We start from the raw sequence: 11,611 nt of genomic DNA, 5'->3' as shown, positions 1-11,611 counted from the left end.
CTCTTTGCTGCATGGCCCACTCTCCCCTCAGAAAAATCGGCATGACTTTTTGAGGCGCGATAACGCAATAATTCGCATATAGAATCATAGTTTTTATGTTATCACTCAGGTGAATGCCTTGACAGTGAGCATAAAATTTACAATCCCTATCACGAATAAATGATGAAAAAATCCTTGGGTTGTACTCTTTTCTTGGGACCCCCGACAATTTCGAAAAACAGCCTTGCAACTTCGTCTATTGATATTTTTATTAACCAAATCTGCTCGTTAGGCTGAAAACTGATTTTTTACTCATCGAAAAAAGGAACCAAAGATGATGAAAACGTCAGTACTGGCATTTGCCTTATCGGCTGCACTTGCTGCTCCTGCGTTCGCCATCCCAGCCACAACACTTGACCAACTCGGTCAGGGGCTGGATGTTCAATACACTGTTGTTGATAACACTCAGGAGGACTGGGTCTCTTTCCGTGCCAAACTCGATTTCACGAATCAAAGCGCTCAAACACTACCCGCCTCAGGCTGGGCTATTTATTTCAGCCATATACGGATGGTGAAAAATGTTCTCACCGATCAGGTGAAGATTTCTCACGTCAATGGCGATATGTTTAAGCTGGAGCCTACAGCAAGCTTCGTTCCACTGGCACCGGGCCAGTCCCTGACCATTGAATTCGATGCGTCTGACTGGCAAGTGGCCAAAACGGACATCATGCCGAACTGGTATCTGGTCTCAGAAGAAAACGGAGAAACGTTAACTTCGCTGATTGCCAGCACGAGTAACCATATCAATGGCTCGGTTCCGACCAAGCCTTCAGAGGAGCTCGCTTTCGTTTCTGATTTCTCAACACCTCAACAATGGAAACGATACGGCAGTGCCGCGATTACCGACTATTACGATCCTTTTACGGCACAAGACCGATATCAGCGAAATGCAGATCTCAGCGTCCTGAGTCAAGCGACAGGCGTGATTCCGACCCCCGCTCAAATCGCCATGGGTTCAGGTCAGGTCACACTGGATTCCAACTGGGTCATTGTTTACGACAATGGCTATGAAGATCAGGCCATGTTTCTGGCAGACCAACTGGGTCTAACCGCGGTACCCTGGTCACCTGCAACTCAAAAACGTATCCAGATTGGCTGGAGCCAGGTACAGGTCAATGGCGTTCAGAAATGGGACGAAGCTTATAACCTTCATGTTGATCCGGCAAAAGACATCATTTCAATTGGCGCAGCAGACGGCGCTGGTGCGTTATATGCTTCACAATCTTTACTGCAGCTGATTGAGGGAAATCAGGTTCCGGCTGTTCAAATCTCAGATGCACCACGTTTTGCATACCGGGGTTTATCCGTAGACTCCGTACGGAACTTCCGGACCAAAGATTCCATTCTTCAACTGCTTGATCAAATGGCTGCCTTTAAACTGAACAAACTGCATCTGCGTCTTGCTGATGATGAAGGCTGGCGTGTTGAGATTAACGGTTTACCTGAGTTAACTGAAGTCGGTTCAAAACGCTGTCACGATCCTGAAGAAAAAGCCTGTCTGCTGCCATTCCTCGGCGCAGGGCCGGACGGTACACCTGAATCCAATGGCTATTACACTGCGCAAGAGTATCGTGAGATCCTGACACACGCGGCTGCACTGAATATTGAAGTGGTGCCAGAAATTGATATTCCGGGACATGCGCATGCTGCAATCAAAGCCATGGAAGCGCGTTACGATCACTATGCGGCACAGGGGAATCTTGAAAAAGCGAACCAATATCTGCTGACAGATTTTGATGACACCACGCAATATCTGTCTGTTCAGATGTTTACCGACAATGCGATCAACGTCTGCATGGATTCAACCTACAACTTTGTGGATGCCGTGGTCAAAGGCCTGGTCGACCTGCATCAGGGGGTTCAGCCACTCAAAACCTTCCATTTCGGTGGTGACGAAATTGCCGGTGCCTGGGTGAACTCTCCGGTCTGTGAGGCATTCATTGCCAATAACACCGATGGTGTGAACAGTGTGTCGGATCTGAGCCGTTATTTCGTGGAGCGAATTTCTGTCATCACCGCGAACTATGGTCTGGATATGGCTGGTTGGGAAGATGGTCTGATGCATGATGGTCAGGTCTATCCGCGTTCTGAAATGGCCAACACCACGCTGTGGGGGAACGCATGGCAAAACATCTGGGAATGGGGCGTCGCAGATCGCGCTTATAATCTGGCCAACAACGATTATAAAGTCGTCTATAACCATGCCTCTCATCTGTATTTCGACCACCCGTACGAGCCCGATCCAAACGAGCGCGGCTACTACTGGGCACCGCGGTTTACTGATACCCGGAAAACCTTTGGCTATATGCCGGATGATGTCTTTGCCAATGCAGACTTCACCCGTGCCGGTGCACCAATTACAAAAGAAGAAGTTGTGGCTTCTGCTGGTGTGAAAAAACTCCTGAAGCCTGAAAATGTACTCGGTCTTCAGGGCTCTCTGTGGGCGGAAACGGTGCGTACGGAAGATCAGTTTGAAGGCATGACCTTCCCGCGTGTGCTGGGTCTGGCTGAACGTGCCTGGCATACAGCGAGTTGGGAAGCCAACGATAATGCTGGTATTCCGGCCGATGAAGCAGCACGGAACAGCGACTACAATCACTTCGCCAACCTGCTGGGCCAGAAAGTTCTGCCGAAACTGGAACAGGCTGGTATTGCTTTCAACCTGCCAGTACCTGGTGGTGTGATTGAAAATGGCGTGCTCAAAGCAAATACCACGTTCCCAGGACTGACCATTGAGTTCTCGGCCGATCAAGGCGCAAGCTGGCAAACCTTTGATGTCCTGAACCCACCCGCAGCTTCGGCCGGTGTTCAGATCAGAACGGTTTCCGGCCAGCGGACCAGCCGTGTTGCAACGGTAAATTAATCTGGCAATCCATGAATCAAAGAGCTCCGGGCAGGAGCTCTTTTCATTTCATAGAGCATCATTTATCGGGGTTCTGCCCACACTGCAAATTCATTCCCGCTGGGCTCGGTAAAATGGAAGCGCCTTCCGCCGGGAAAATCAAAAATGGGCCGGATAATCTGACCACCAGCTGCAATGACTTGCTGCTCAGTCGCCTCCAGGTCATCACTGAACAACACAATGAGCGCCGCCCCTTGCGAGGCATCCGATTTCAAAGGCGCAGCATAAAATCCGCCATCCAGCCCCTGATCAGAAAACGCGGTATATTCGTCACCGTAATCTGTAAACGACCAGCCAAAAACCGACTGAAAAAAATCTTTTGTTTTCTGAATATCGCGGGCAGGAAACTCTACATAATTAATTTTATGGTGAATATTCACAAGCTTGCTCCGGTTTAATTGGGTTACCGATATCATAGGCTGAAATCACCAGGAATAAATCACTCAGACAAATTTCGCGTAATTCTTTTGCTTTCATGGAAAAAACAAGGTTAGAATGGCCGCGCGATAACAAGCTTGAGAGATTATTCTTCAGCGTCACAACCGTTATCAGAGAATCAAAGTAACGTTAGTCGGGGAGCCGGAAGGCTGAGACCACATTGTGGGACCCGTTGAACCTGATCCAGTTAGCACTGGCGGAGGGAACTAGCAGATAGCCTGCCACCGAAACTGCCAATAACATGGTCCTTTCGAATCGGCTCACTGGCGACTGTACGTCACCCCTGCCCATCAAACTGGTATTGATGCAAAGGGAAGCAGATGAACAAGCCAGCACAAAGCCAACACTCTTCGAACTGCAACACAACGCCTATCGTTCTGACAATCGCCGGATCCGACAGTGGTGGCGGCGCTGGTATACAGGCCGATATCAAAGCGATTTCCGCGACGGGTGGATATGCGTGCTCTGTCATCACAGCCCTGACCGCCCAAAATACGCTGGGAGTTACCGACATCTTTCCTGTCTCTCCTGATTTTATTGAAGCGCAATTAGATGCAGTTTTTAGTGATCTGAATGTCAAAGCAGTCAAAATTGGGATGCTCAGTGACGCCGGTGTCATTGAGGCGGTGGCCCGAAAACTACGCCAGTACCAGCCCGAACACATCGTGCTTGATCCAGTGATGGTGGCCACCAGCGGTGATCTGCTGCTGGAAACCAAAGCCATCACGACGCTGAAATCTGAACTTCTGCCTTTAGCAACCCTCATCACCCCCAATTTACCGGAGGCGATTGCGCTCACCAGGTCAGATAATCATGCGGCACCAGTTCCCTCTGTTGACTCAAGTGACAGAGAGACAATCATTGCACAATTACAATCACTCAATACCGAGGCAGTGCTACTCAAGGGCGGTCACTGGGAAACCGAAAGCCAGAGCACGGATTACCTGCTCACCAAAAGTGACACTGTCACCTTCAGTGCCCAGCGCATTCAGACCCAAAACACCCATGGCACGGGCTGCACATTATCTGCTGCAATTGCCTCTTATCTCGCTCAGGGATACACACTCACCGGTGCCGTCGCAGAAGCGAAAAACTACCTGACTTTAGCGCTGAAATTTGCCGACCAGTTAAAGATTGGTCAGGGTCATGGCCCGGTCCATCATTTTCATGCATTTCAACCGCAATCCGGGGATCTTGCATGATCACGCAGGCGAGCCAAATGAACCGAGAAATACAGGGACCTGGCGTGCATTTGTCTGAGGTCAATCTTCATTTCCCGAATGCCTCCAGCCCTTTGTTCGAGCAACTGTCTTTGACCTTGTCTCCCGGCCAGTGGCACTGCATTCTTGGTCAGAGCGGCTGCGGAAAAACGACTTTACTGAGGCTTCTGGCCAATCTGTTGCCAGAAGATGTTCAGTACCGCGGACAGGTCACAACGTTTGACGGCAACCCGGTCAGCCCGCAGATCGCTTACATGGCGCAGCAAGATCTACTGCTGCCCTGGCTGAACGTGATGGATAACGTCTGTTTCAGTTATCGACTCCGGTATCGAAAAGTGAATCCCCAAACTCAGACACGTGCCATGCACTTGCTGGCACAGGTCGGGTTAGCTGATTATGCGCAAGCCAGCCCGTCCCAGCTCTCCGGCGGAATGCGCCAACGCGTCGCTTTAGTCCGGACACTGATGCAGGAAAAACCCATTGTCATCATGGATGAGCCATTTTCAGCACTGGATGCCGTCACGCGCTACAAACTTCAGGAGCTGGCCGCAGAACTCCTGCAGAACCGGACCGTGCTCCTGATTACACATGACCCGCAAGAAGCGCTGCGGCTGGGTCATCATCTGTTTTTGATGCAGGGGAAACCAGCCCGTCTTACCGCCTTCGGGGCACCTGAGGGAGAAATTCCCAGGCCCATCAACGCAGTCATGGCAGATGCACAACACCAATTGATGACAAAGCTGGCCGTGATGGGAAATGAAGATGACTAAATTGATCACGCAGGCTCCCATCGGACAACCTCGTTCATTTGTCAAAACCACTGGCGGGCTGTTGCAGCATCCGGCGTTCCGGGTTGTCATCACGCTGCTGATACTCGGATTGGCTTGGCAGGCGGTTGTGGTGATGTTTCAATTGCCGGGATTTATCCTGCCCGAGCCTCTGGCAGTCTTCAACAAACTGATTCAACGGCACGATGTTCTGTTCCGGCATGCCTGGGTGACGGCCACTGAGATTTTTTTGGGGCTGCTCACCGGGCTCACTTTCGGCCTGTTTTGTGCCCTGTTGATGTTACTGTTTACGCCGGTACGACGCTGGTTGCTACCCGTATTAATTGCCAGCCAGGCTATACCTGTCTTTGCGCTGGCACCGATTCTGATGCTTTGGCTGGGCTACGGCATTGCATCCAAAGTTGTTATGGCTGCCATCATCATCTTTTTCCCGGTCACCACTTGCTGTTTTGACGGATTACGCCACACCCCGCAGGGGTATCTGGACTTAGCCAAAACCATGAATGCCACCCGTTGGCAAATCCTCTGGCATATCCGATTACCTGCAGCCCTACCCGCACTGGCATCCGGGATTCGCGTCGCGGTTGTTGTCGCGCCAATTGGTGCCGTAGTTGGCGAATGGGTTGGAGCCAGCGAAGGATTGGGCTACCTGATGCTGCAGGCAAATGCCCGGATGATGATTGACGAAATGTTTGCCGCCTTGCTGGTCCTGGCCGGGTTATCCGTCGCACTGTACTTCATCACAGATGCACTCTTAAAAAAAGCCATCCCTTGGTTGTCTGAAAACAGCCAGTCTGACTCTTAATTCATTTACAAAGGAAATTCACATGACTAATTTCCCGGCGCGTACTGCGCTCGCGATTGCCGTATCTGCAACCAGCTTTCAGCTTCAGGCTAAAGAACTGACGCTGATGCTGGACTGGTTTGTCAATCCAAACCATGGCCCAATCATTATTGCGAAAGAAAACGGTTTATTTCAAGAACAAGGCCTGGACATCGAGATTCAGGAACCTGCCGATCCATCCATGCCCGCAAAACTGGTTGCTGCCGGAAAAACCGATCTCGCCATTTCCTATCAAACCAGTCTGACCATTGATGTTGCCGCTGGCTTGCCGCTTATTCGTGCTTCCACGCTGATTGCAACGCCGCTGAATACGCTGATGGTACTGGAAAATAAAGGGATTCACTCACTGGCCGATCTGAAAGGCAAGACCATTGGCATCGCTATCGCCGGAAACGAAGAGGCAACCATTGGCACCATGCTCAAGACAGCCGGTGTGAGCTTTACGGATGTAAAAATCGTCAATGTCGGGTGGGCGCTGTCTTCTTCGCTGGCGTCAGGCAAAGTCGATGCTATCTGGGGCGGTTTACGAAACTTTGAATCAAATCAGCTGGCACTGGAAGGTTATCAGTCCAAAGCCTTTTTCCCGGAAGAGCATGGTGTACCGCCTTATGATGAACTGGTTGTCGTGGCCAATAAAAACACCTACAACGCAGAGGATATTCAGAAATTCAATCTGGCGTTAGAAAAAGCCACCCAATTTATCATCAATCACCCGGACAAAGCCTGGAAGACTTTCATTGCTTACTCACCAGACACCCTGAACAATGAGCTGAATCAGCTGGCATGGCGCGATACACTCCCCCGCTTTGCGCTGCGTCCGGCGGCAGTGGATCAAGCGCGTTACGATCAATTTGCGACCTTCATGTACCAGCACAAAATCATCAGCCATGCACCCAAAGCCAAAGACTTTGTACCGGCCTTTTAATGCACCTTTTTGCGGATTTTTATCCCACTGAATTTTGGAGTCTTCGATGAACCATCTGGATTTAATCCAAGCCTGCGACAAAGACTGGTACGCGTACACTCACCATACGTTTGTCACTCAGCTCGCCAAGGGTGATTTAAGCCAGCAGGCTTATTTACACTATCTCAAACAGGATTTTCTCTTTCTTAAGCACTATGCCAGAGCCTATGCACTGGCCATTTTCAAAGCGAAAACGCTCGAAGAAATGCGCCGACCGTTACCAAGTCTGGAAGCCCTGATCGGCAGTGAGATGCATCATCACATCAGCTATTGCCAGCAATGGGGACTGACGGAATCAGACATGGAAGCCGAAGCGGAAGATGTGGGGACTGTCGCCTACACACGTTATGTTCTGGATACGGGTATGGCAGGCGATTTAGCGGATCTCTTCACGGCTCTTGCCCCGTGCGCTATTGGCTATGCCATGATTGGAGAACGTTTGATTCACGCACAGGACACCCTTAAGGCAGGGAACCCCTACTACAGTTGGGTCGCCATGTACGGCGGAGAAGAATTTCAGCAAAGTGTGCAGCAAAGCACTCTGTTTCTGAATCAATTGCTGGCAGATATTCCGGTCGCAAGTTCGCGGGGTCAGCAACTCATTCATATTTTCCGCACCGCGACGCGAATGGAAGTGGCTTTCTGGCAACAGGGATTGAATGCGGCAATGGCCCGTTAATCGCCGCCGTTGTTCATTTCTCTTTCAGTGATACGCCATCAACATGAAAGGCCAGCGCAATGCTGGCCTGATACTAAAACCCGGCTCACTGGCCATTCAATGTCAAAGCCAGCTTCTGCGCTATTTTGCCTCGCGACCTGCCTGATGAATCTGCTCGATCATGCCAAACAATATCTTCACGCCATGATCCATCATGTCGTATTGACGAGCTTTGCCAAGCACCCGAATGCCCTGCATTTGCATCACAAGAAAATGGCTCATCCGGACCGGATCAGCAGAAGGATCCCAGTCACCAGCAGACTGAGCATTCTGCACTACCCGCTGGAATCGCTCCGCAAGGGCTTCAAACAGCAATGCGCCGGAATCCAGAACACTGGCATCGCAATGCGCACGTTCAAGCAAGGCATTTTGGATAAAACACCCACATGTCTGATCACGCTGCAGATTCACAAATCGATTTAAGTAAGCCAGGATATCCGCATAACCGGCTTCATCATGCAGAATCTTCCGCAATGGCGGAAATGCGATCTGCTGCAGGTAATAATCCAGTGCCTCACTAAACAAAGTCGATTTATCTGTATAAGTGTTGTAAAGACTGAACCGATTAATCCCCAGATGATCGACTAAATCAGCAACGGAAGTATCGGCGTAGCCTTTCTGCCAGAACAGTTCCATCGCCTGGATCAGCTTTTCTTCTCTATCAAAATTTTTAGTCCTAGCCATACTTTCTCTCTCAGGCTTTATTTTTCCGTATACAGACTTGACGCAAAGCCATTTATGGCTATAGATTCTATTCTAAACGTTCATTCTGATAAAGAGGAAACCATGAAAATCTATGAACTTGCTCCATCCCCGAGTGCACGTCGTGTCAGCATTTTTCTCGCTGAAATGAACCTTAATATCGAACGCGTTTCCGTTGACATTCGGGGAGGTGAAAATCTGTCTGCATCATTCCAGGAAAAAAGCGCAAATGGTCTGATCCCGGTTCTGGAATTAGAGGATGGCACAACGATCTGTGAATCTCTTGCGATTTGCCGTTATTTTGATGAAATGTATCCTTCTGAGCACTCACTGTTTGGCCGGACCGCCCTCGAAAAAGCTCACATTGAAATGTGGCAACGAATCGTTGAATTCAAAGGCTTATTCGTTGCAATGCAAGCATTCAGAAATTTAACAGGCATCTATCAGGACAGAGAAACCTGCGTGGAAAGCTGGGGACAAGTTTCCAGAGAACGACTGCTGGCTTTTCTGCCAGAATTAGACCAACGTCTGTCTCAGTCGGCGTATATTGCGGGCGATCAATTTTCTGTCGCCGACATTACAGCATTCGTCATGTGTAATTTCATGAAGAATCTAGATATCACGGTCAATCCATCACTGCCATCGTTGCACGCATGGTTTACGAAAGTCAGTCAGCGCCCTTCTGTGAACCAGTAAACACAGGCGTTGCATCATCTGGGATGATTTCGACACCGTACGTTCGATCCGCAAATGAAGATCGTCCGGCAAAAAAAAGAGTGGCGTGAGACCACTCTTCTGTTTTCACTTTTCAAGTCATGACGCAGAACGCTGCCACCACTGTGGGACAATCGTACAGTTCGACGAAGCAGATGATAACCAGGCATGCTCACCTTCAATGGTCAACTGCAGCTGCATGGTTCGCTCGACCATGTCCGCCATGCTATCCATCACTTCATCGTCAATAAAAACAACCGTGACGTTTTTATACTGCGCAGCTTTGGACTTCATCGCTTGCCACCAGACTGGCGCAGCATGATCACCGTATGCATAAATGACGACTTGTGCCGATTTCTGAGCGGCTTTTCGGATCCTTTTCTCATCAGGAAGGCCGAGTTCTACCCAGATTTCAATCTCGTCATTCAAATTCTTTTTCCAAAGGTCTGGCTCATCGGTTTCACAAAGGCCTTTGGTAAAAGTTAATTCAGGATCCGCATTCAGTCCCCACGCCAGAACGCGTAGCATCAGGCGTTGCAGGGTTTCAGATGGATGGCATGCTAACGTGAAAGAACCGTCCAGATAACAGTCTCTGTCCATGTCAGCGACATTTACTTGTGCTTTATAAATCGTGGCTTTCAGAGCCATATTTGGGATTCCAGATAATTGAGTCAATAAGATCAGCGTCGGAGTGCTGCAAAACGCTGGTTCATTGCTTCCAGAGCGTTCGCAAGATGCTGACACTCCAATGTTACACGCTCATCCGAAAATTCACTAAAGCCATTTGCATAATAATGTTGTGAGCTGGCTAATTTTTCCTGCCAGGCCATCAATTCAACCTTTGGCAGCTGTTCTTTGACCACAAAACGTCCGGCCTGAATGTACTCCAATGCAAGACGGGAATACTCAATGTACTGATGATTCACCTGTCGGCGGGTTTCATCCCCGCTTCGGGAGCATCCCTGTAAGACCGCATCTTTCAGCATATAAGTGGTGTACAGATTCATCAGGCGAACAGCATTGTCACTCAATGGCTGTCCGGGTTTTGGATGGTTGCTGATGCCAGCGGCATTCACTGGCAAAGCAGATGAGACGACTAGCAGACAGATCCCGGCTGCTGGTCGTGAAATCCAGGAAGCTTTCACGATATACCCCCACTTCTACGCAAGTCAGAAATGATGAACGACTGACTGAATCAGCGTTCATTCAAAATAGGCAGGGAATAATTCAGCAAGATCAACTTGATTGGCAGCCAATGCCTCTTTCACGGGCTTGGTCAATTGTTTGATTTTATATTCCAGCTGCATCGCCTTGCGCTTATCCCCAACCCCGGCACTCCAAGCGAGCGTCAAAGGGCCCTTGCCTTTTAAAAATCGGGCCCCTTTTTTACCGGTCTGGTGCTCAGAGTAACGACGATTCACATCCGTCGTTACTCCACAATATAGGCGATTACAGCGTGTACGTATTAAATAGACAGACCAGATTGGTACAGGATCACGCAGATTCACTTAACTCCCTGATTTTATCTTTCAGTATAGCGAGCTCTTCTTTCAAAGAAGCCACTTCTTGCTCCAGAGATGTCAGCCGCTCTTCTGTTTCATCATTGAGCGCTGGTGAGACAGCGCTCAATGATTCAGCGGGTAAATCACTGAAGTCCTCGCCGCTGAACAGATGCATATAACGACAGTCGCGTTTCCCCGACTCTCTGGGAAGTTTCAAAACAAAGGGACCTTTGCTGTTTTCTGCCAGTGCAGCCAACGTTTGTTCAGCAGCTTTGACATCGGCAAAATGACACAGACGATTTGTGCGGGTTCTGATTTCACCGGCCGTTTGTGCGCCTCTCAACAACAGAACACACAGTGCGCCTTTTTCCTGCTCCGTAAACTGAAACGTACTGAATTCGGTGTTGCAGAACCGGTGCTGATATTTTGTCACCCGGCTACCGAAACCTGTGACTTCCTGAATCAGGCGCTTCGATTTTAACCCTTCGAGGGTATCCAAAACGGTCGCTTCATCCAGAGACATCACGGGTTCACGGTTACTTTTCTGGTTACAGGCTGTGGTCAGGGAATTTAACGTCAGTGGGTACTGATCTGGGGTGGTGACTTCTTTTTCTAATAAGCAGCCAATCACTCTGGCTTCCTGCGAACTAAGAGACATTTCCATACTTTATTATCCTTCTTCTTGTCACTTGAGAGCAGCATGGCGACTGACGGCGCCATGCCGGACCTGAAGAGAGATTAGCATGGTCAGATATTCCGACAAGCGAAAAGTCCATCACC

13 protein-coding genes and 1 riboswitch are annotated in these 11,611 nt (G+C 49.5%); of the genes, 7 read left to right on the top strand and 6 right to left on the bottom strand.

Annotation, left to right across the window (positions count from 1 at the left end; genetic code table 11):
- The first annotated feature begins 313 nt into the window (after positions 1 to 313).
- A complete protein-coding gene (locus Q4579_RS10895) occupies positions 314 to 2,902 on the top strand; it encodes a family 20 glycosylhydrolase (protein ID WP_303564033.1) in 2,589 nt (862 codons plus the stop codon).
- A 62-nt stretch (positions 2,903 to 2,964) separates the two neighbouring features.
- Here Q4579_RS10895 and Q4579_RS10890 read toward each other — a convergent pair whose 3' ends face one another.
- Complete coding sequence (locus tag Q4579_RS10890) at positions 2,965 to 3,321, bottom strand: VOC family protein (RefSeq protein ID WP_303564031.1); 357 nt, start codon at positions 3,319 to 3,321, stop codon at positions 2,965 to 2,967.
- 182 nt (positions 3,322 to 3,503) lie between these two features.
- A riboswitch (TPP riboswitch) is annotated at positions 3,504 to 3,601 on the top strand.
- A 98-nt stretch (positions 3,602 to 3,699) separates the two neighbouring features.
- Here Q4579_RS10890 and thiD point away from each other — a divergent pair.
- Genes thiD through Q4579_RS10865 form a run of 5 tightly spaced genes read left to right on the top strand, consistent with a single transcriptional unit; the run spans position 3,700 to position 7,874 of the window.
- Entirely contained in the window at positions 3,700 to 4,581 is an 882-nt protein-coding gene (thiD, locus tag Q4579_RS10885) for a bifunctional hydroxymethylpyrimidine kinase/phosphomethylpyrimidine kinase (protein ID WP_303564029.1), read from the top strand.
- Between the two features lie 17 nt (positions 4,582 to 4,598).
- Positions 4,599 to 5,369 carry an ABC transporter ATP-binding protein gene (locus Q4579_RS10880; RefSeq protein ID WP_303564027.1) on the top strand — a complete coding sequence of 257 codons (771 nt, stop codon included), beginning with the start codon at positions 4,599 to 4,601 and terminating at the stop codon, positions 5,367 to 5,369.
- Positions 5,356 to 6,192: an ABC transporter permease gene (locus Q4579_RS10875; RefSeq protein ID WP_303564025.1), complete on the top strand. Its 837-nt coding sequence runs from the start codon at positions 5,356 to 5,358 to the stop codon at positions 6,190 to 6,192. Before Q4579_RS10880 ends, Q4579_RS10875 begins: the two co-directional genes overlap by 14 nt.
- A gap of 22 nt (positions 6,193 to 6,214) precedes the next feature.
- Positions 6,215 to 7,156, top strand: a complete 942-nt coding sequence (locus Q4579_RS10870) for an ABC transporter substrate-binding protein (RefSeq protein ID WP_303564023.1) — start codon at positions 6,215 to 6,217, stop codon at positions 7,154 to 7,156.
- 46 nt (positions 7,157 to 7,202) lie between these two features.
- Positions 7,203 to 7,874, top strand: a complete 672-nt coding sequence (locus Q4579_RS10865; protein ID WP_303564021.1) for a TenA family protein — start codon at positions 7,203 to 7,205, stop codon at positions 7,872 to 7,874.
- A 120-nt stretch (positions 7,875 to 7,994) separates the two neighbouring features.
- On the opposite strand, the gene Q4579_RS10860 is transcribed toward Q4579_RS10865, so the two are convergent.
- Positions 7,995 to 8,597 (bottom strand): TetR/AcrR family transcriptional regulator, encoded by a 603-nt coding sequence (locus Q4579_RS10860; protein WP_303564017.1) that lies wholly within the window; start codon positions 8,595 to 8,597, stop codon positions 7,995 to 7,997.
- A 102-nt stretch (positions 8,598 to 8,699) separates the two neighbouring features.
- Here Q4579_RS10860 and Q4579_RS10855 point away from each other — a divergent pair, with 102 nt between their 5' ends.
- Complete coding sequence (locus Q4579_RS10855; protein ID WP_303564015.1) at positions 8,700 to 9,311, top strand: glutathione S-transferase; 612 nt, start codon at positions 8,700 to 8,702, stop codon at positions 9,309 to 9,311.
- A gap of 117 nt (positions 9,312 to 9,428) precedes the next feature.
- On the opposite strand, the gene Q4579_RS10850 is transcribed toward Q4579_RS10855, so the two are convergent.
- The 4 genes from Q4579_RS10850 to Q4579_RS10835 are packed head-to-tail and all read right to left on the bottom strand — an operon-like array spanning position 9,429 to position 11,495.
- Complete coding sequence (locus tag Q4579_RS10850) at positions 9,429 to 9,977, bottom strand: YaeQ family protein (RefSeq protein ID WP_303564014.1); 549 nt, start codon at positions 9,975 to 9,977, stop codon at positions 9,429 to 9,431.
- A 32-nt stretch (positions 9,978 to 10,009) separates the two neighbouring features.
- Positions 10,010 to 10,474, bottom strand: a complete 465-nt coding sequence (locus tag Q4579_RS10845; RefSeq protein WP_211651631.1) for a hypothetical protein — start codon at positions 10,472 to 10,474, stop codon at positions 10,010 to 10,012.
- A gap of 57 nt (positions 10,475 to 10,531) precedes the next feature.
- Positions 10,532 to 10,837 carry a GIY-YIG nuclease family protein gene (locus Q4579_RS10840; protein WP_303564010.1) on the bottom strand — a complete coding sequence of 102 codons (306 nt, stop codon included), beginning with the start codon at positions 10,835 to 10,837 and terminating at the stop codon, positions 10,532 to 10,534.
- Positions 10,824 to 11,495, bottom strand: coding sequence for a YceH family protein (locus Q4579_RS10835; RefSeq protein WP_303564008.1), 672 nt, complete (start codon positions 11,493 to 11,495; stop codon positions 10,824 to 10,826). Before Q4579_RS10835 ends, Q4579_RS10840 begins: the two co-directional genes overlap by 14 nt.
- Positions 11,496 to 11,611 lie beyond the last annotated feature (116 nt).

Origin of the sequence: Photobacterium sp. 1_MG-2023 (assembly GCF_030547945.1) — a bacterium.
Taxonomy (GTDB): domain Bacteria; phylum Pseudomonadota; class Gammaproteobacteria; order Enterobacterales; family Vibrionaceae; genus Photobacterium.
The sequence above is the reverse complement of the archived record's forward strand: the minus strand, read 5'-3'. Positions and strand labels throughout refer to the sequence as shown.

Bases quoted from the DNA above. Each gene is read 5' to 3' on its own strand.
- Q4579_RS10895 (WP_303564033.1), top strand. From the start codon at position 314: ATGATGAAAACGTCAGTACTGGCATTTGCCTTATCGGCTGCACTTGCT.
- thiD (WP_303564029.1), top strand. From the start codon at position 3,700: ATGAACAAGCCAGCACAAAGCCAACACTCTTCGAACTGCAACACAACG.
- Q4579_RS10880 (WP_303564027.1), top strand. From the start codon at position 4,599: ATGAACCGAGAAATACAGGGACCTGGCGTGCATTTGTCTGAGGTCAAT.
- Q4579_RS10875 (WP_303564025.1), top strand. From the start codon at position 5,356: ATGAAGATGACTAAATTGATCACGCAGGCTCCCATCGGACAACCTCGT.
- Q4579_RS10870 (WP_303564023.1), top strand. From the start codon at position 6,215: ATGACTAATTTCCCGGCGCGTACTGCGCTCGCGATTGCCGTATCTGCA.
- Q4579_RS10865 (WP_303564021.1), top strand. From the start codon at position 7,203: ATGAACCATCTGGATTTAATCCAAGCCTGCGACAAAGACTGGTACGCG.
- Q4579_RS10860 (WP_303564017.1), bottom strand. From the start codon at position 8,597: ATGGCTAGGACTAAAAATTTTGATAGAGAAGAAAAGCTGATCCAGGCG.
- Q4579_RS10855 (WP_303564015.1), top strand. From the start codon at position 8,700: ATGAAAATCTATGAACTTGCTCCATCCCCGAGTGCACGTCGTGTCAGC.
- Q4579_RS10850 (WP_303564014.1), bottom strand. From the start codon at position 9,977: ATGGCTCTGAAAGCCACGATTTATAAAGCACAAGTAAATGTCGCTGAC.
- Q4579_RS10835 (WP_303564008.1), bottom strand. From the start codon at position 11,495: ATGGAAATGTCTCTTAGTTCGCAGGAAGCCAGAGTGATTGGCTGCTTA.